The following is a 20573-nucleotide window of genomic DNA, read 5'->3' as shown; positions in this document are numbered from 1 at the left end:
TCTAGGTAAAATCACTGAAAAGCTGATATTTTTCATTGTGAATCGAGTCTTGGGCTAATCTCATAAATCCTAAATTTTGCCGAATAATTGAGCATGGATGGGAATATATAAGCCTCTGAAAGAAAGTATACAGTTAGAATAAAAAAACTGGATATTTGACACTCATAGAAAATGTTTTCTTGGATTAGCTAAAAAATCTTGAATTTGATAGAAATATATTTTATTAAGGGAGACTTCGGTATCAGCATAGATAGCACTTAGTGGTTAACAGAATCTTCGAAACTAAAGCCTTTGTATAGAAAAGGCTGTGCCACAAGTAGTAGTTTCATAAGGCTTTAATTACTATGCGAGGGAGGCTCTTAGATCAACAGCTCGGGCGTAAGCACAGAATCGGGGATGTATGGCTCAAAGAAAAACGGGTCAAGGACAATAGATCCTGTACCCGAATCAAAAACTTGTCATGAGCCTAACATCGCAATTGCCAACCGTACTAGAGCATCACGAATTTCTAGAACAGGTCGAAGCACTCAAAGAAGCACCCAGCCTGAGTCAGATGGTTTATATCGTTCTGCAAATGGGTTTGTTTTGGCTCGCTGGCTTCTGGAGGATGAACTCTCACGGCGAGCAAAAACAGTATTGGAATGGCCGAGGTGTCCCACTTGCGGAACCCGCTTGCACTCGAAGGGATGGGAATCTCGTCAGATGCAGACACTGGTGGGAAATATTGCCTGAAAGCGACGGGTGGGTCGTTGTCCCCACAGGTGTCCAGGTAGTCTATCCGCTCCTTTGGATCAATCCATTGGGATTACCTCCTATCAGCACAGCAGTGAAGAATTGGTTCGTCTAGGCTGCTTGTTAAGTCTATTTATGCCCTATGAACTGGCCAGTTGGATGCTGAGTCAGTGGAGTGGTTTATCCGTCAGCTCATCAAGCTTGTGGAGTTGGGTGCAAGTCATGGGCAACAAAGCTTATCAGGAGCTAGAGACTCAACTCAAAGCTCAAGCCTCAGGTGACCAGACTCCTTGTGAAGCGATTTCAGAGGTGTTGTCTGCTCTACCTTTGGCCATTGCTGCTGACGGTGTGATGGTGCCCTTTCGCCCCACCCCGAAAACCCCCAAGGGAAAAATCCAGTGGCGAGAAGTCAAAGTTGCTATCTTAGCCCGCCTAGGAACACGGGGCACCCGAGCACAAAAGCGTGTCCCCCAACTACTACGTCGAAGACTGGTGGCAGTATTGGGCGATATCGACCAGTTCATCCCCTTACTGCACCTCGAAGCCCGCAAACAAGACTTTGAATCGGCCCCAAGCGTCATCTGGTTGAGTGATGGGGGCGAGGCTTCTGGCGAGTCTACCGCACCTTGTTCTCTCACTGTGCTGTGGCAGTTCTCGATTTCTTTCATGCAGCAGGCCATCTTGCACGAGCAACAAAAGCGATGTTTGGGGATGCTCGCTCTGCTCAAGCCCAAGCCTGGTTTCGGCGCTGGCGACACCAATTGCGACATGGGCAACACCTATTAGTATTGCGGTCCTTGACGATGTTGATTCACTCACAATTGTTTACGGGCAAATCTTTTACGACGTTGCTCCAGGTACAGGCTTATTCCAGCGCCATCTGCGACACATCCAATATCGCCACTTTGAACAACTACAGATACCGCTGGGGTCAGGAATGGTCGAAAGTGCTTGTAAGTGGCTGATTCAACAGCGCTTTAAGGGGGTTGGTATGCGCTGGAGTGAGGATGGTTTCAATCATCTACTCATGCTGCGGCTTGCCTGGGTCAATCAACGGTTTGACTCCCTATTCCCAGGGGTAACCATTCCGAAGTCTAAGGCATCCCCGATCCATTAGCTACGCCCAACAGCTCTTTTCAAATTTTATCCCTCTACTCGCCTATTACTGATCTTCCCAGTTATCAGCTGTACAACGGCCTGCATTAGTAATGGCAATGGGTTGAATATCACCTTTATAAGTACCGATTCGGGTTAGACCCAAGGTGTTGGATATAGCGATGCAGTGCTTTTTTCCACTAGCATTGTTTGGATCGAAAAAAATAATCTTGCCACTGGGGTCGGTTGGACTGGCTTGAGCGCTAATGATGGCAAACTCTGGATTTCCTAAAACGCCATATTTAATGGGAATGAGCTGATCTTTACAAGTCCCTAGCCCTAAGCCTTCATCAGTATTCCCTTTGCATTTTTCAGCAATAACCTGAACCACCATACCTGCGTCGGTCCATTGGCTTTTATGCTCGGGTGCAGAAGCCATGGCAATCTGCGAAATGTTCTCTCCGTCATTGAGGCCAAGGGAGGGTGCTTGGACATCTGAACTGATCCACACAGGCTGACTTTCATCGTCTTGGGCTGTTTTGGCTGTGGGATCAATCAAATTTGTCGCGATAGCCACACTGGTATCCAAACTGCGATCGCTAACTTTAAGACAAGACCCCGAAATTTGTCCTGCATCAAAATTAAGGGTCAGAGTGCAGATTTTATTACCTTTGATCGCTTCTCGTTGCGTTTCATTCAACGCGGCCTGTACTTTAACCATCGTCTGTTTCACTTTGGCTCGATTCATCGCAGCCATAATACTGGGAGCTGAAACAACAGCGGCAATGCCGATAATGGCAATAATCACCATCTTTTCAGTCAGAGTGAAACCTGTTTCTGAAAGAGAAGACCTAAGTTTAGAGACTGGGTTGCAGCTGGTGCGGAGCATGGGAAATTACAACAGGATAGGGAGACGGACAAGGATGTCTTCAGAACGGGGTTCAGGGAAATGAGCCATGAGAATTGCCAAGAATGGGTCTAATTTGGCAAGCGAACCATGAGTTAAAGCATTTTCATTACAACCTCACCCTTTGCCATTGCAAAACACCCCCAAATCGATAGCGGGCAGGCCAGTCAATATATTTCAATAGGTCAAGCAGGCTAGTAACGTCTTCGGACACAGCAATGCCAGACGTTGCACCTGATTTCGTGGTTGTGTCGTAGTCACCGCCGCCATATCCCAAATATTCCACATTACGATGAGTGGCCTCATTCTTAGAGCTGAGAATGGCTTCCATCCATAGAACCCCTTCAATATATGTGTTTTGTCCCCCTGGACATCCGGGTCCTGTGGTCAGCAACCTTAATTCATGATAGGGAAAGTGGACAAGCCCAAAATGACCATCACAAACCCTAAACCCAGGGCAAGAGGCAACGCAAATCCCTGTTCTTGCCACTTAGAATTTAAGCCTCGAGAACAATAAACAATTAAGGAATAGAGGAGTTTTGACAATGGCATACTTTGGATGTTCATTGCAGCCGATAGTCTGTCCCCAGACAGCATGGGTAAAAGGTTCTTTCCATGACCGATGGATTAAAGCCAAGCTTCTAGAAAGCTAGCCATCTTCAGACATGTGGAAAGAATGAATGCCATTCATGGTTATTGACTTTGCAAAAAAGACAATTCTCTCTTGATAATGGCTTTTGTCCAATGCAACTGGCGACAGGGAATACACTCAATTTCCTGTTTGATCAGGCTATAGATACTTTGAAAATTCAGTAATTATACTCCGAACGAGTTGAAAGTTTACTTTTTAGATGAGCTTTAAATTCTTTGTTAGAGAGAGTTATAGCTCAATCTGAAATGTTAAGCCCTCAGCCGTTGGCAGTATATAAGGAAGAAAAATAGGTTTCTAAGTTCTTCGAGTTTAATGAAGGGATTGAATATTTGAGCCGATGCTGAAAGGGCAGTACCCGAGTTCAGATTATACCTAGAACTTTATCAATTTGAACGAGGGCCTCTTTCAGTTGGTTCACCATAGAACGGGTGATCATCATGCCTTCCTGCACCAGAACAGTTCCATTCAGTGGATGAAGAATATGCTCTTGAATTTTTTTCCCAATTAACGTATCCAGATTGTCAATTTCGCTCAGATACATTCCCACTGGGAGTTCTACAACAACCCCTTCTCCTAATACTCTGGCTTGACACGCCAATCGAGAATTTTCTTGGCTATTCGAGATTAACTCTAGGGTTTTCACCTCTCTTTTACTTTTTGGAGATAAGCTCTCTTCTCCGGATTGAATGTAAATATGGCAGGTGGCACATCTTCCCCTGCCACCGCATTTCCACTGAACATCTAACTTTTCTTGGAGTAGCACTGCCAAAAGATGATCATTCGTCTTAATAGATGCCTGAGACTCGATGGGTTCCAGCGTAATTTTTTTCGCCATATTTTTTTGGAGTGAACGCTTACCTGTGAATTGTAGTAATGGAGTAAAAGCCTGTCTAAGCTAGGGGAACACTACTTCCCTCTATATTGCCCATCAACCAACAACCCTCCAAAGAGATGTGCTCTCTGACATCCCTATCATCTTGATTTAGACGTTTACACTCGCATCATTCATACTGTCTTCGTCTAAGTTGAGTAGGAGAAAGCTATTAATCTCCTCATTGGATAAAAAAAGAGACTGTTCAGAATTGGCAGGTGTGATAGTCATTGGATCTGGGCTAGAAGAGAAAATAAAAAGTGCTGTAATCGTTAGAAGATTTTCGGCTGTTGATAGGAACATCCTAACCATTGCAGCAAGCTTGAAGGTCAATAGAATAATGTATAAGAATAAGTTATACTTCGCAGTTTATGGGTATACTTTACGGCCTAAACCCCTTTCACAGCAAGCTTCTATGGCAAAGCTAGTGTTCGTTTTGAGTGTATATAGCGCAAATAGACTTAGCTGATTTTAGATTTCTTGTCTTGCTAACGGGTACAAATCACTGTTGAATCCAATAGGAGTCGCAGAAATAGATTATTTCATTGGAGCCCTATGGGTGGGTGAGGCAAGATAAATGCCGGTTGGTTTCAGAATTCATTGGGTATGGCTAAACTAGAGTACCCGTTGTTTTAGTACCTGAATTTCTTTTTCCTTTTGCTGCAGTTGTCCTTCCAACTGTGATTTCTCATGGGCGAGTTGGCTGACTTTCTGCTGTTCTAGAGAAAGCCGCATCTTGCAGGCATCTAGTCTTTGGAGCTGAATTTCCAGCAGTTCTGTTACTTCCATCAGCTTTGTGACATCCACATGGGCGCCTAACATTCGAACGGGCTGGTCAAACTGATCTCGAATGGCAATTCCTCGACATCGGACCCACACTATCTTTCCATTTTTCTTGGTATACCGAACGATTTGATCGTAGGGGTGAGCTGGATTGGCAAGATGCTTTTCTAAATTTTTACTGACCACGACTAAATCGTCGGGATGGATTAAGTCTTGCCACTCTGATGTTAGATGCTTTTTTTGGGTGGGAGAATACCCTAAAAAAAGCCAAAACTCCGGACTCATCCACTCATGTTCTGGGTTAACTAAATCCCAGTACCACACTCCATCTAGGGTCGCTCCCTGTAAAAAATCAAAGACAGAGGGATCATTTTGAATCAATTCATAGAGCTCTATACGGAGATAATGAGAATCTTCAGCTAGCTTCATCGTTACTTCAGAGACTACTTCAATATCGGCACCCTGGGCTGCAGGGGGAGTTGGATGACAAAAGTTGCCCCTTCACCTGGGGTAGATCTGCATATCAAGGTTCCCCCATAATTTTCGATAACTTTGCGACACAATGCCAAACCAATTCCTGTTCCTGGATATTGATCAGGATAATGTAAGCGTTGGAACATGGTAAAAATGCGCTCAAAAGAGTCTTGAGGAATCCCAATTCCATTATCCTTAACGGAGATTGTCCAAGATTCAGATTGTTGTTCTGCAGAGATCTGAATCCGAGGCGGAGTAGAAGAGCGAAACTTGATGGCATTATTGATTAGATTTTCAAAAACTTGAGTCATCTCTACGGTATGGGCATAAATCGAGGGGAGTGAGTCAAATTCGATAACAGCCTGATTTTCTTCTATCGATAAACTTAAATCCGATTGCACAATGTCGAGCACGTGGTTTAGATCGATCAACTCTAGGGGTTGGTCGTTTCGCCCAACCCGAGAGTATTGCAGCACATCTTGAATGAGACATTGCATCCGCGCTGCCCCTGACATGATGTACCCAAAGTATCGGCTTTGATCTTGATCTAGCTTTGTCGATAAATCGTCTTGTAAAAGTTCTGCAAAACTTTGGATTTTACGGAGAGGCTCCCGTAAATCGTGGGAAGCGATATAGGCAAACTGCTCTAGCTCCTGATTCGAACGTTGTAGCTCTTGAATCGCTTGCTCTAATCTTTTCTGAGAATGCTTGATATCGGAAATGTCCATACAGGAACAAATCAGGCCAGCAAACTGATCGGCCGCTAGCCTCGGGACTCCCGTTGCCAAAATCCAACGGTAGACGCCATCTGCTCTGGCTTGTAGAAATTCCTGCTCAAAAGGACATTGCTGAGCACAACTTTCTTGGAATAGGGATTGGACTCGTTCACGATCTTCTGGATGAATCGTATGCAGCCATCCTCCGTCAAGTTGGGATTCCAAGGACTGGCCAGTCAAAATCTCCCAGGTTTGGTTGACGTAGGTACAGTTTCCTTGGGCATCGCTGAGCCAAATTAGCACTGGAGCATTATCTGCTAGGGAGTAAAATCGGGCTTCGCTTTCTTGCAAGTTACCTTCGATGGTATGTAAAGAGGCATCTTTTTCAGCTAAATCGGCTTCCAGAGTGAGGTTGGATAGTTCTAAGGATTGTTCGGCTTGTTTCTGTAGGGTGATATCAATACAAGACCCAATCATGCCGGCAAATTCCCCTGTGGGTAGAAATCGAGGCTTGGCGGTATCTAAGAGCCAACAATAGTTGCCATTGCGATCGCACCGTCGAAACTCCTGGCGAAAGGGCTGTCGTTCTGACAGGGCTTGCTGATAGGCTGCCGCCGTTTCCTCTGCATCCTCGGGATGAATCCCCTCTGTCCAACCTTTATCTAGGGCTGGCTCTAGGGAATCCCCTGTAAACTGCAGCCACTCTTGATTCAGATAAGTACAGTGTCCGTGAGTATCCGTGAGCCAGATCATCACAGGGGCATGGTCTGCCATGGAGCGAAATCGCTGTTCGCTCTCTAGTCTCGCAGCTTCTGCCAGTTTGCGTTGGCTAATATCAACCGAAACCACTAAACATCGCGATACCTCCCCTAGATCATCTCGCTCGGCAATCATCGATTGCAATACATCAATGATCTCGCCGGATTTGGTCTGAATCCGCATTGGCACATCAATGCTTAAACCAGACTCTAGAAAACGCGGCCACAGCTTTTCAAACCGCTCTTGGGATTCTGGATTGAGAAATAGATCCACGGTCGCCCCCAAAATCATGTTGCGGGGATAGCCTAATTTCGAAAGCCAAAAATTACTCACTGCTATAACGACCCCTCGGGCATCCAAGGAGTACATCATCACCGGGGTTTCATGGTAGAGCTGCTGATAGCGCTCTTGAAAAACGTCTAGGGTGTCCTGGGCCAGCTTGGCTTTAATCCGTTGGGATTGGAGTTCAATCTGGACCTTGCGAGTGGCCGTAATATCAATAATCGACATCACTACCCCCTGCTGTTCCTCATCATTATCGATATAGGGATGGATCCGAACCAGCAAATGTTGGTCATTGGTGTTAATTTCCTGTTCGGTGACTTTGCCGGTCCGCGCTGTTTCCGATAAAACTTCGAGCAAAGAGGGATAGTTGACATTGATGGCTAAATTTCGAATCGGACGTCCCACATCCGTGGGTAGAAATTGAAAAATTTGATTTGCCGCCGGGGTAAATTTCCTAACCTGCAGGCTCTGATCGAGAAATACCACGCCAATTTCCGTACTGCGGAACAGGTTATCAATGTCATTACTCAGGGCCGTCAATTCCAGAATTTTGGATTGATGTTCGTTATTGACGGTGTACAGTTCTTCATTAACCGCATGGAGTTCTTCGTTGGTACTCTGTAACTCTTCATTGGAGGCAATCAGTTCCTCATTGGGCGTAAGCACAGAATCGGGGATGTATGGCTCAAAGAAAAACGGGTCAAGGACAATAGATCCTGTACCCGAATCAAAAACTTGTCATGAGCCTAACATCGCAATTGCCAACCGTACTAGAGCATCACGAATTTCTAGAACAGGTCGAAGCACTCAAAGAATCACCCAGCCTGAGTCAGATGGTTTATATCGTTCTGCAAATGGGTTTGTATTTGGCTCGATGGCTTCTGGAGGATGAACTCTCACGGCGAGCAAAAACAGTATTGGAATGGCCGAGGTGTCCCACTTGCGGAACCCGCTTGCACTCGAAGGGATGGGAATCTCGTCAGATGCAGACACTGGTGGGAAATATTGCCTGAAAGCGACGGGTGGGTCGTTGTCCCCACAGGTGTCCAGGTAGTCTATCCGCTCCTTTGGATCAATCCATTGGGATTACCTCCTATCAGCACAGCAGTGAAGAATTGGTTCGTCTAGGCTGCTTGTTAAGTCTATTTATGCCCTATGAACTGGCCAGTTGGATGCTGAGTCAGTGGAGTGGTTTATCCGTCAGCTCATCAAGCTTGTGGAGTTGGGTGCAAGTCATGGGCAACAAAGCTTATCAGGAGCTAGAGACTCAACTCAAAGCTCAAGCCTCAGGTGACCAGACTCCTTGTGAAGCGATTTCAGAGGTGTTGTCTGCTCTACCTTTGGCCATTGCTGCTGACGGTGTGATGGTGCCCTTTCGCCCCACCCCGAAAACCCCCAAGGGAAAAATCCAGTGGCGAGAAGTCAAAGTTGCTATCTTAGCCCGCCTAGGAACACGGGGCACCCGAGCACAAAAGCGTGTCCCCCAACTACTACGTCGAAGACTGGTAGCAGTATTGGGCGATATCGACCAGTTCATCCCCTTACTGCAACTCGAAGCCCGCAAACAAGACTTTGAATCGGCCCCAAGCGTCATCTGGTTGAGTGATGGGGGGCGAGGCTTCTGGCGAGTCTACCGCACCTTGTTCTCTCACTGTGCTGTGGCAGTTCTCGATTTTTTTCATGCAGCAGGCCATCTTGCACGAGCAACAAAAGTGATGTTTGGGGATGTTCGCTCTGCTCAAGCCCAAGCCTGGTTTCGGCGCTGGCGACACCAATTGCGACATGGGCAACACCTATTAGTATTGCGGTCCTTGACGATGTTGATTCACTCACAATTGTTTACGGGCAAATCTTTACGACGTTGCTCCAGGTACAGGCTTATTTCCAGCGCCATCTGCGACACATCCAATATCGCCACTTTGAACAACTACAGATACCGCTGGGGTCAGGAATGGTCGAAAGTGCTTGTAAGTGGCTGATTCAACAGCGCTTTAAGGGGGTTGGTATGCGCTGGAGTGAGGATGGTTTCAATCATCTACTCATGCTGCGGCTTGCCTGGGTCAATCAACGGTTTGACTCCCTATTCCCAGGGGTAACCATTCCGAAGTCTAAGGCATCCCCGATCCATTAGCTACGCCCTTCCTCATTAGTGGCTTGTTGTTCTTCATTCGTACTTTCTAACTCTTCAATGGTGGCCTGCAAGTTCTCTCGGGTATAAGACAGTTCTAGTTCCAACTGTTCGATCCGATTCATCACCTCCGTACTACTTTCCACATCCTGCAGTTGAGGTTGTGTGGGGTGTCGGGAAATAGTAGAAATCTCTAGCTTCAAGAACAGGGGGTCACGATGGTTGGGTTGGCATGGGCTAAGCTTAAACCTTAATTCAAACTGCTCATTCTTGTGCTCCCACAGGAGGCCACTGAATTGCACGGATTGCTTTTCCCGCTGGACTCGACTGATGGCTGAAATAAAGGGGAGATGCATCACTTCGGGCAGCAACGCTCTAACGTTCTCAGTGGCTGGACCATCTGGAATTCGTAAGATATCGAGGTGATCGGCACAGACCCGCAGTAACTTCTCGTCCGTATCTAACAACAGGCAAGTAACGTGTTGTTCTTCAAGATGGGCTTTAAAGGCATTCTCCAGCAGAGGGTCCGTTTGACGACGGTAGCGTGAATCTCGCCCCGAAATCACTGGGGTAGCAATCGTTTTCGTTCGGAAATAATTTAGATTTAGACGTTGCTCTCTTAATTTAGAAAAGACCTTATTCTTAGAATGTAGAACTTCAAATTCAGGCTCTACTTCACCTAAGTCTTCTGAGGTTCCCAACAAGAGGATTCCGCCCTTGTTGAGGGAGAAATGTAGGTTGCGGAGGACATACTGCTGCAAAATGGGTTGCATATAGATCAGCACATTCCGACAGCAAACCACATTCATGCGAGTCAGGCTGGCATTTTTGGTGAGGTCATGGGGGGAGAAAATTAGCATTTCTCGCAGGGTTCGCTTGATGGTGAAATGGCCGTTGTCGTAAGTGAAAAACTTGCGTAGCCGATCTGAACTCACATAATCCGCGATCGATTCATCAAAGACGCCTAAGGTGGCTTTGTCTAGCGCCATCTGATCGATATCCGTCGCAAAGAGTTTGGTGGGTATCTGTCGCCCCAATTCTTCGCACAGTTCCCGAATAACAATTGCCATGGAATAGGCTTCTTCTCCTGTCGCACAGGCAGTTACCCAGACCCTTAGGGTTTCAGCTGTGGGAAAATCTTCAATGACAGGACGCAAGACCTGCTCTTTTAAGTAATTCCAAACCTTTTCATCTCGAAAAAATTGGGTGACATTAATCAGTAAATCTCGTCGTAACAGCGATCGTTCATCAGCAGATGCTCCTAATAAGCTGGCATAGTCATGGAGGGAAGTGTTTTGGGTTAAGAGTCGTCGGCGCTCGACTCGACGACCCAGGGTGGAAAGCTTATATTGAGAAAAATCAATGCCCTCATGCTTGGCTAGCAAATCTACAATCTTTTGAAGTTGATGGGCTTCTGCTCCTAAGTTGCTGCTAAATTTAACTAAATCTGCCGGAACGATGGAAGGATTTCCTAAGTCGTTTACCATTTCAGCTAGAACTTTAGGATCCGCTACATAATCAATACATCCAGTACTGATAGCGGTATGGGGCATACCATCAAATTCGGCAGAATTTGGGTCTTGGACTAACGTAATTCCCCCACTTTCGTGGATATGTTGGAGTCCATGGGTACCATCACTCCCTGTGCCAGAGAGAACAATGCCAATGGCACGTTCTTGAATATCATCTGCCAAAGACTGAAAGAATAAATTAATTGGGAAATTTGGCTTTTGGTCTCGCTTCTGGGGATAAAGATAAAGACAATGGTCCCGAACAATCATATTTTGACCCGACGGAATTAAATAGACCGAATTGGGTTGAAGTTCCATCCCCTCTTCTGCGATTTGAATCTCCATTTGGGTGCGGCGACCCAAAATTTCATTCATTAAGCTCTTGAAGTCTGGGGACAAATGTTGAATGACGACAAAGGCTACACCTGAGTCAGGGGTTATATTTCCAAAAAATACTTCAAGAGGTTTAAGGCCACCTGCAGATGCTCCAACGGCAACAACGTAGAACGCAGTGTCCATCGTTTTTAAAGCATTTGAATCAGCATCCAGGGGTTGATGATCGTGAGAATCCATTATTTAAAAAATTCCTTCCAATTGGCCTAAAACTCTCCACAGAAGTGTAGAGATACTGATAGAAAATATTAACTACAGATAGACACTAAAACATGAAAATACTTTCTCAAACTTTTGGATATTCTAAATCAATATTGATCAATTTAGCAGTTAAATGAAGATTCTCTTGCAAACCATGGCTATAAAGGGGGAAGCCTATATCTTTTCCTGTTTTTTTGGACTCGGGATCAGCATAAAAAGTTCTTTATTTCTTTGATTTATGGCAAGAGTAAAATCTCATGTTCTGAAGCCTGAAAACATTATAAATTTATTCTCAGAAGCACTACCATCATCTATCTGCATCCATTGAGAGGAAAGATATATATCTATGCCATCTAAAATCTAGAAACAAAAAATCAAGTGATGCATGGAAGGTAAATTCATAGTGCCAAGCAATTCATGGCACTATAATTTCTTCACCACATAATCCTTTATGATGACCATAGGTTATCTAAAAAATTTAATTTCACCGTATTAAAGAATGAGCCATTATTTTCTTCCTAATGAGAAAAATGCGGCTCATTGGACTCGCTTATTTTGAAGGCTACATATTGATGCATGCAGTTAAGATATGGAAATTAGAGAACTAGCTATTTCCAATTGTGATAGCGAACCGATTCATATCCCGGGTTGCATCCAATCTTTTGGGGCTCTGATTGCCACCGATAAACATCTTGAATCCATCACCCATGTTTCCAGCAATATTGGTGATGTCTTAGGTGTTGCCCCTGATGATGCTTTGGGCCAGGACTTAAGCGTTCTCTTACCCGAACAGGTCATCCATAACTTGAGGAATGTTGGCGGTCATCCCACCATTGAATCCCAGCGCGATCGGGTCGGGAAGTATCCCTTGAACCAACAGCATCTCGATATCAGCCTCCATCGCAGCGGCTCTTCTTTTCTGATCGAACTAGAGCCGCTTCCCTCGGAGGATCGCGATAACCAAACGGCCTTTACCCAAGCCCGGATGTTGCTAGCCCGCTTGCAAGAAGAAACCAGCACTTCTGCCTTACTGGAAATGGCCGTTAAAGACCTGCAGCGGGTAACTGGATTTGATCGGGTGATGGCTTATCAATTCCTACCGGATGGGGCTGGGGAAGTCGTCGCTGAAGCCTTGACGGATAATTTAGAACCCTACCTGGGCCTCAGATACCCGGCTTCGGATATTCCTCAACAAGTCCGTTCGATTGCCCTAAGAATGCCTATTCGTGCGATCGCAGATATTGATGCCCCAACTGCAGACCTCATTGCTGCTGATTCGACTGCAGATCCCCTAGATCTTTCCCTCACCCATGTGCGAGCCGTGTCTCCCATTCACCTGGAATATCTTGCCAACATGGGCGTTCAATCCGCCATGAATGTGGCCATCATCGTCCGTCGGCAACTATGGGCCCTTTTTGCCTTTCATCACAATAGTGACAAGTTACTGTCCCCTGATTACCGTTCCACCTGCGATCTATTTGGACAGCTCTTTTCCCTCAAGTTTCAGCAAGTCCTGGAAGAAGAACGGTTTAATACTCGAAAACGAACTACCTCAGCCATTGCTCAAGTCGTTAAAACGCTAACTAATCAAGGCAGTTTTACTCAAACCGTCCAAGCATTGGGAGAACGACTGTGTTCCATGCTCTCATCCCATGGCCTGGCGGTCATTGCAAAGCAAGATGTACAAACCTATGGGGACGTGCCCAGCCACGGCTTGATCATGGAGCTGGTTCGCCAGATACAAACGAATCCTACTCCGGATTTAGTACCCCTGGAAAACCTATCCCAACTGGACAACTTTGATGCCTCTCAATTAGATAAAACGGCTGGTGCCCTCTGCCTCGGAATTTCTCCCAGCGACGAGGTCTTCGTTATTTTCTTTCGCAATGAAATTATCTATGAAGTTCGTTGGGCTGGATCACCCGAGAAAGATATTGTTGAAGGACCTGACGGTCCACGACTCCGCCCCCGGTCTTCCTTTGCAGAATACCGAGAAACCGTGGCCGGTCAATGCCAACCCTGGTCAGACGCAGAAGCAGAAGTTGCCCTAGAACTGCGCACGGGGTTAATGCAGTTAGCCATTACTCAAGGAGAAGTTCAGCAACAGGAGTGGCTCAGACAACGGCGACAACAAGATCTTCTGATTGCTGAACTCAACCATCGGGTCAAAAATATTTTGGCTCTAATCCGATCCATCTCTCGCCAAACTCGTCACTCCACCACCTCCATTGAAGAATACACCTTACTTCTAGATCGGCGAATTGCAGCCCTAGCATATGCCCATGATTTAGTGGCCGGTCATGGTTTGGAATGGCCCAGTCTCCACAATCTGCTCACCATCGAACTTCGCCCCTACCTAGCCGAAGCGGAACGCCAAGTCAGTCTCTCTGGACCAGAAGTCGGTCTAAAGGCCAACTTTGTGCCCATGTTTGCCCTCGTCATTCATGAATTGATTACCAACTCTGCCAAGTACGGTGCCTTATCGGTTTCTGAGGGTCAGCTTGAAGTCCATTGGCTGGAACAGGATGGTGGGCTTGCTTTCTATTGGCAGGAATCCGATGGACCGACCGTCTTCCCTCCCAAACGCAAAGGATTTGGACGGACGTTAATCGAGCGAGCCATTCCGTTTGAGTTTGAAGGGGAAGCGACAATCCGCTTTCCTAGATCAGGTGTCCAAGTTAATTTCTGGTTACCTGATCACCTCATCCTGCTCCAAGAAGATCAACCTGAAGCCACTTCTACCTCCCTTCCCTCCTCTCCAAGAGAGGAAGAGTCAGATCTCGACACAGGTCATGTCCTCATCGTTGAAGACAATATGTTGCTTGCGCTAGAGATGGAAAATTTACTGGAGTCTTTGGGGTTTTCAGAAATAGATACAGCCCCCAGAGTCAAGCAGGCCATTAAATACTTGGACCAAGAAAAATACATTCTGGGTATATTAGACATCAATCTCAAGGATGAGAATAGTTTTGTGGTGGCAGAAGAACTTTTAAAGCGACAAATTCCTTTCCTCTTTACGACGGGCTACAACTCCAAATTCACTCTTCCAAAAGCCCTCAACCAAGTGCCCATGCTTAAAAAGCCGATTGATGGGGACCAACTCAATGTCACAATTCACCAACTCCTAGCCTAAAAGGAGCTGCACCTTGGCCAATATCCTTATTTTTGAAGACGATGAAATCCTGGCAGAAACCTGGCAAAAGATGCTGGGCGAGCACGGGCACCAAGCTGAACATACCGCTGATATCGATGTGGCCATGTCCAAACTCTATGAAGGATATGTGGATATTGCCCTCATTGATATTTTTATTTTGGAAGGCAGTCAAGAGAGTCCGAGAGGAGGGATTATGCTGATTTCCAAAATCAACCTGTTGTCCCTAGAGCATAAACCTTGGTTAATTGCAGTTAGTGGTCGTTCCCATGATCCTGGCTTTTCAGTGCTGGAAATCGCTAAGACCGTAGGCGCAGACGAATATATGAAAAAGCCCATTGACCTACCAGACCTAATTGCTGTCGTTGATCGGGTGGAAAAGGAACAGGCTAGCAAGCGTTAGCCCCTGTAAATCTTGTCTGTTGTCACTTACTGGTGAGGAGGTAATTTGACGATCGTGAACCAAAACTCTTCAAGCAAGTTGACGACCTTGACTAAGCCTTTCAATCCCACTGGTTTAGTGACATAGGCATTCGCCCCAATTTGGTAACTCTTCAAAATATCTTCATCCGCTTCTGAAGTAGTCAGTACCACCACAGGAATTCGCTTTAGATTCTCGCTTTCTTGCATCTCGGCCAGCACTTCTCGACCATCTTTCCGGGGTAAGTTGAGATCCAGCAACATTAAATCTGGCATCGTAGCATTCTTGAATTCACCTTCTTGCCGGAGATAGGCCATGGCTTCCATCCCATCCCGAACCACATTTACATTCAGGGTGACTTTAGAGCGATTGAAGGCTTCAAGGGTTAGCTCTATATCCCCTTCGTCATCCTCCACTAACAAAATTTCAATCATTTTCTGTCCCCGCTATTGAATTGCACTAACTCTCTAGCACCATCTAAGAAACCAAGAAAATAAGAGAAAGTTATATATTACTGCCGGATAAATTTAGATAAAAATGATTATCCACATTATTCTAACTAATGAAGATAGATTTAGGCTGATTTTTTAAAAATATTATCTGGGCAACGTGAAAGAGAACAACGCTCCCTGACCTTCTTCAGAATCCACCCAGATGCGGCCACCATGGCGTTCAACTATTTTTTTGCAGATAGCTAAACCAATCCCTGTACCAGAATATTCCTCTCGATGATGTAACCGTTGGAAAATAATAAAAATCCGCTCATTAAACTGAGGATCAATCCCAATGCCATTATCCTTCACTGAAATAGTCCATAAACCTTGATTTTGAGTAGCATTAATGTAAATGCTCGGAATATCTGCTTGGCAATACTTGATGGCATTAGAAATCAGATTTTGGAATACTTGCCTCATTTGAACAGGATCAACTACAACCGTTGGCAAGGGGTCGATAACTATTTCAACATGGCGCTGTTCAATTACCTTGTCTAAATCAGTCAGGACCTGATCAACCAGCGAGGATAATGCGGTTGGTTCAATCTTCAGCTCAGCTCGGCCAACCCGAGAAAAGCTTAACAGATCATCAATCAAGCCTTGCATGCGGACTGCCCCGTCCGTGATGTATCGGATGTAACGATCTGCCTTCTCATCTAGTTGGCCTTGATAGAGATCAGCCAATAGATCCGCAAAACTCCCAATTTTTCGTAACGGTTCTTGTAAATCATGGGAGGCAACATAGGCAAAATGCCCTAATTCCTGGTTGGAGCGAACCAGCTCAGCATTGATTCTCTGTAGTTCTTGCTCCGCTTGTTTGCGATCACTAATATCGTGGTGCATCCCCACCATACGAAGCGGTTCGCCCTGACTGTTCCAGTCAACGACTTTCCCAAAAGCTGAAATCCATTTCCACTGTCCAGATTTGGTTCGTACCCGATAGTCAAACACATAAGGAATAGCGTCGTCCTGCAAGTGTTCTGCACGCAAAGCCATCACACGGGGTAGATCGTCTGGGTGGATCAAGCTTTGCCAAGTTTGCAACGAGGGAGATAATTCTTCTGATTTGTACTCCAGCATTTGAAAAAACTGATCACTCCAGTTCACTTCATCCGTGAACAAGTTCCAGTCCCACCAACCATCCCCCGAAACCTCTAGAGCCAGTTCTAATCGGGACTGGCTCTCCTTTAAAGACTGGACCGCGACTTGTAAAGCCCAAGTTCGGTTTTGCACCTTTTCATCCAAATCAGCATTGACTTGCTTCAATTGGTTTTCCAAGCGTTTACGTTCAGAAATGTCTCTCCAGCTTGATCGGCTGTATTGAAGCTTGCCCTGCTTATCTCGAAACCCTTGCGCATTAACGCTAACATCTAGAGTTGTCCCATTTTTGCGCTGTGCCACCAGGTAAATATTTCTTATTTCACCTGTATCGATAAAAGTCTGAAAGGCTTTCTTGGCTTCCGAACGAAAATCAGGATGATACAAGTCGATAACAGAGCGCCCCACGATTTCTGGATAGCTGTACCCCAACTCTTTGATTAACGTTTGATTACAACGCAACACTTTCGAGGTTTCAGGATCGACTGACAAGTACATATCAGGCGCATTGTCATATAGATCTTGGTACTGAGCAGCCGATCTTTGTAGGTTTGCATAAGCTTTATCTAGTTCTGTAGAGTGCTCTGCAATAGATAGTTTTAGCTGCTTAATGACTGATTTTAAGTCCGCTTCAATCTGTTTGCGTTCAGAAATATTATCGATTTGAGCAATAAAATAGAGGGGCTGATGGTTTGGGGCTCTGACTAAAGAGATACTCAACAATACCCAAACAAAATGCCCTTGCTTGTGAAAATATCGCTTTTCAAACTGGCAGACTGCAATCTCTCCCGACAATAATTGCTCAAAATATTGTTGCTCCAATTCTAAATCTTCGGAATGGGTAAGACTTCCGAGGGTTGTGTGCAATAGTTCCTCTTCCGAATAACCCAGTATTTTACAGAAGGCTGGATTGATTCTGATCCACTCCCCATCTGGGGATAGAATCGCCTGACCGACTAAGGCATATTCAAAGGCATAGTTGAAGAGTTCCAGGCTTTTATCTGGTCCTGATACTGGTTGGTGAGTCAGATCGAGCTCCTGCTTGAGGACTTGCTTTTCATCTATTAAGGATGAAGGATAACTTGGTGAAAACCCCTGTGGAACAGTGGCCAGATATTCCCTCGCAGTCCAGATCCCAATGACTGCGGTGAGAATCTTAACGCCCCCCTGTACTCCAGCAATGGGTATGCGAAGAGAGACAATATCTAAAACCGGAATGAGGCTACATGCCCCCAAGAAGGTAATCAGCAGACCATAGGGTTTTGAATCGCTCAAAAAGGTCTGATGACGAAATGCCATAGAGGTCAATAAACAAGCCATGCCTCCAAACATTAAGGCAACCGTTATATCCGGAAGGAGCGCGATGGGGAACGGTTCCTGCTGACCCAAAAGATTAGCAATCAATAAACTTGTGTAAGAAAAAAAGAAACCTAGGAGACTCAAATTTATTATCTCCTTCCACAATATTTAACTATCTATAAAACTAGAAAACTTTTTCAATGATGCGAAGGATATTAACCCGCAAAAAAATCTCCCTTTGAAAGTATAGATAAAATTTTAATTTAGTGTAGCTAGATTCTGATTATCTGCCAAGGCCTTGATTCAGATAGGGTTGGCAGGTATGGCTAATTCAGTGCAACATCTAAAAATTTGATGTCATTGTCCATCTAATTCTACTAGACTCAATGCAATTATCTATATCTTTATGCCTAAGAAAACGGGTCATTGAAATTTTATTCGATAGAATATATTTTTGATTAAGGGAAAGAATTTTAGTCGGAAAAATCTTTCTATTTTTGTGATATATAGTACCTGCCAAAATACTCTATTTACTGCTCGAATGAGCCTAAAAGCTTTCGAAGTAACTGAGTAAGATGGTCTATTTCAGATTTCTCTAATGTACTCAGAAGAAGGTGTTCATGGGTGACATGAGCTTCAACGGTTTTTTCTATTAGCTCAAATCCTTTATCCGTTAACTGAACCAGGGTTCCTCGACGATCGTTGGGGTCGAGGATGCGTTCAACCAGCTCGGCTTTTTCCAAACAATCAATGCGATGAGTCATGGTCCCGGAGGACACCATCATGGCGTGAAACAGCCGGGTAGGTGAAAGCTGATAGGGCTGCCCAGACCGTCGCAAGGTGGCGAGGACATCAAACTCGCCTGGATTCAAGCCAAATTTGGCAAAGGTGTCCCCCATTGCCCCTTGGAAATGTTTGGCCAATCGGGTCATGCGGCCAATTGTCCCCATGGGCGATACATCTAAATCAGGACGTTCTCTCTGCCATTGGGCCAAAATTTCGTCGACTGCATCGATATCCATGGGAACAGGCGGCTCAGCATTTGAATGGCGATTATCTTAACATCTGATAAATCTTAATTTCAAGATACTTGATATCAAGATAAATGCTAGAATCTTGATGTCAAGTATCTTAATGTCAAGATAAATTATGAATGCTCCCTCAGCTTGGCTGTTCAATGTCTTGTTGACAGCTCTAGCCCCAATCGCTTGGGGGACCACCTATGTGATAACGACGGAGTTACTGCCGCCAGGGCATCCCTTGTTAGTGGCAGCTCTAAGAACACTTCCCATGGGTCTGATCCTGATCCTTAGCCTGAGGCAGCTCCCCCAAGGTATCTGGTGGGGGCGGATGTTGGTTCTGGGGGGACTCAATATTGGTCTTTTCCAAGCCCTCTTGTTCGTGGCGGCCTATCGACTCCCAGGGGGAGTGGCCGCAACCGCAGGTTCGATTCAGCCCTTGCTGGTGGTCTTGCTTGCATGGCAACTCTTGGGGGAGAAGCCATCTCGGAGATCGATCCTAGCTGCCATCACTGGATTTATGGGCGTGGGCCTATTGGTGTTGGGACCCGAAGCTCAGCTGGATAGTGTGGGGATTGTGGCTGCGATCGCAAGTGCTGCAACCATGGGTTTGGGAACGGTTTTGGTGAAGCGATGGCAATCTCCTGTGTCCCTGATGGTGTTTACGGCCTGGCAACTCACGGTAGGAGGACTGATGCTACTCCCCATTGCTCTGATTGTGGAAGGCCCCTTCGAGCAAATTTCGGGAACGAACCTATTAGGGTTTCTCTATTTAGGACTGATCGGCACTGGGCTGGCATATGCCTTGTGGTTTCGAGGCATCCGTAAACTCAATGCCACTGCTGCTTCCTATCTGGGGTTATTAAGCCCTATCGTGGCGACGCTGTTGGGGTATCTCTTTCTCCAGCAAACCCTGTCCTCCCTTCAACTGTTGGGGGGTGTGATCGTGTTGAGTAGCGTTTTCTTAGGACAACAAACGTTTCGGAGATCAAGCGGGGCAGACTAGGGTCCAAGGGGCTCTGCTCCTCCTGTAGCTATCACAATTTACCTTCTATCTGATGGATCCAGATCTCCAATCGTGAGATACCCTCGTACCGTAGATTTACCTATTCACAGTAGTTTGCGGGCCATGTACATAAGTTAAGTTATGTGTTTTGTATTCGATCTGTTAGTGGGTTGCTGAACGATAAGCGTAGAATTGGGAATATTCAAATCTAAAGAAAATATTAATAATTCCATAAAAAACCTTTTCCGAAAAACACTCACCTAGGGTGAATGTAATGAATTCCAACCTTCTCCGGCAAGTCTGGGAAGTTATCGAAACGACTCAGACCGATATGTTGACCCAGCTCAACGACAATCAACTTGTCCAGGTTCTAGTGACCAATCTTAAAAACCGCAACCAACTGCCTCAGGACGAAGAAGCCAATGCAAAAGCTTACATTCGTTCTCGGCTACTGCTGATTCGCGAGTTGGCCCAATCTCGGAAGGATCTCTGTTGCCCCCTCAAAGTAAAAGTTGCTATCCACCCGCCCCTGGAAGTTCGCACACGGGACTTGATTGCGGGTTAGAACACCAGACGCC

13 protein-coding genes and 2 pseudogenes are annotated in these 20573 nt (G+C 45.6%); 6 read left to right on the top strand and 9 right to left on the bottom strand.

From position 1 onward, the window contains the following. Positions 1-460 precede the first annotated feature (460 nt). A pseudogene (locus tag ON05_RS01840) lies at positions 461-1849 on the top strand (ISKra4 family transposase). 45 nt (positions 1850-1894) lie between these two features. On the opposite strand, the gene ON05_RS01835 reads toward ON05_RS01840, so the two are convergent. The 5 genes from ON05_RS01835 to ON05_RS01815 all read right to left on the bottom strand — a co-directional run bounded on the left by ON05_RS01835 (position 1895) and on the right by ON05_RS01815 (position 7940). Next, complete coding sequence (locus tag ON05_RS01835) at positions 1895-2638, bottom strand: hypothetical protein (protein ID WP_010481994.1); 744 nt, start codon at positions 2636-2638, stop codon at positions 1895-1897. A gap of 205 nt (positions 2639-2843) precedes the next feature. Continuing rightward, positions 2844-3065: a hypothetical protein gene (locus ON05_RS01830; RefSeq protein WP_010482001.1), complete on the bottom strand. Its 222-nt coding sequence runs from the start codon at positions 3063-3065 to the stop codon at positions 2844-2846. Between the two features lie 682 nt (positions 3066-3747). Next, positions 3748-4221: a 2Fe-2S iron-sulfur cluster-binding protein gene (locus ON05_RS01825; protein WP_010482004.1), complete on the bottom strand. Its 474-nt coding sequence runs from the start codon at positions 4219-4221 to the stop codon at positions 3748-3750. Positions 4222-4872: 651 nt separating this feature from the next. Next, complete coding sequence (locus ON05_RS01820) at positions 4873-5469, bottom strand: PAS domain-containing protein (RefSeq protein ID WP_010482008.1); 597 nt, start codon at positions 5467-5469, stop codon at positions 4873-4875. Positions 5470-5483: 14 nt separating this feature from the next. Then, positions 5484-7940 carry a PAS domain S-box protein gene (locus ON05_RS01815; RefSeq protein ID WP_010482010.1) on the bottom strand — a complete coding sequence of 819 codons (2457 nt, stop codon included), beginning with the start codon at positions 7938-7940 and terminating at the stop codon, positions 5484-5486. A 74-nt stretch (positions 7941-8014) separates the two neighbouring features. On the opposite strand from ON05_RS01815, the pseudogene ON05_RS01810 reads away from it, so the two are divergent. Next, positions 8015-9405: pseudogene (locus ON05_RS01810) on the top strand (ISKra4 family transposase). Here the strand turns inward: ON05_RS01810 and ON05_RS01805 are convergent. Next, on the bottom strand, positions 9402-11486 hold the full coding sequence (locus ON05_RS01805; RefSeq protein ID WP_262561057.1) for a chemotaxis protein CheB: 2085 nt from the start codon (positions 11484-11486) through the stop codon (positions 9402-9404). The pseudogene ON05_RS01810 and the gene ON05_RS01805 overlap by 4 nt on opposite strands. 610 nt (positions 11487-12096) lie before the next feature. Here ON05_RS01805 and ON05_RS01800 point away from each other — a divergent pair. After that, positions 12097-14640, top strand: a complete 2544-nt coding sequence (locus ON05_RS01800; RefSeq protein ID WP_262561056.1) for an HWE histidine kinase domain-containing protein — start codon at positions 12097-12099, stop codon at positions 14638-14640. A 13-nt stretch (positions 14641-14653) separates the two neighbouring features. Further along, positions 14654-15061: a response regulator gene (locus tag ON05_RS01795; protein ID WP_010476254.1), complete on the top strand. Its 408-nt coding sequence runs from the start codon at positions 14654-14656 to the stop codon at positions 15059-15061. Between the two features lie 26 nt (positions 15062-15087). Here the strand turns inward: ON05_RS01795 and ON05_RS01790 are convergent, their stop codons facing one another. The 3 genes from ON05_RS01790 to ON05_RS01780 form a co-directional block, all read right to left on the bottom strand. Next, positions 15088-15513, bottom strand: a complete 426-nt coding sequence (locus ON05_RS01790; RefSeq protein WP_010476255.1) for a response regulator — start codon at positions 15511-15513, stop codon at positions 15088-15090. Between the two features lie 162 nt (positions 15514-15675). Continuing rightward, positions 15676-18114: a PAS domain S-box protein gene (locus ON05_RS01785; RefSeq protein WP_010476256.1), complete on the bottom strand. Its 2439-nt coding sequence runs from the start codon at positions 18112-18114 to the stop codon at positions 15676-15678. A 386-nt stretch (positions 18115-18500) separates the two neighbouring features. Next, positions 18501-18992 (bottom strand): MarR family winged helix-turn-helix transcriptional regulator, encoded by a 492-nt coding sequence (locus tag ON05_RS01780; RefSeq protein ID WP_010476257.1) that lies wholly within the window; start codon positions 18990-18992, stop codon positions 18501-18503. Between the two features lie 127 nt (positions 18993-19119). Between ON05_RS01780 and ON05_RS01775 the strand changes: the two genes are divergently transcribed. Next, positions 19120-19995, top strand: coding sequence for an EamA family transporter (locus ON05_RS01775; protein ID WP_010476258.1), 876 nt, complete (start codon positions 19120-19122; stop codon positions 19993-19995). 274 nt (positions 19996-20269) lie between these two features. Then, positions 20270-20560 (top strand): hypothetical protein, encoded by a 291-nt coding sequence (locus ON05_RS01770; RefSeq protein WP_010476259.1) that lies wholly within the window; start codon positions 20270-20272, stop codon positions 20558-20560. The last annotated feature ends 13 nt before the right edge of the window (positions 20561-20573 follow it).

Source organism: Acaryochloris sp. CCMEE 5410, from assembly GCF_000238775.2.
Classification (GTDB): domain Bacteria; phylum Cyanobacteriota; class Cyanobacteriia; order Thermosynechococcales; family Thermosynechococcaceae; genus Acaryochloris.
The sequence above is the reverse complement of the archived record's forward strand: the minus strand, read 5'-3'. Positions and strand labels throughout refer to the sequence as shown.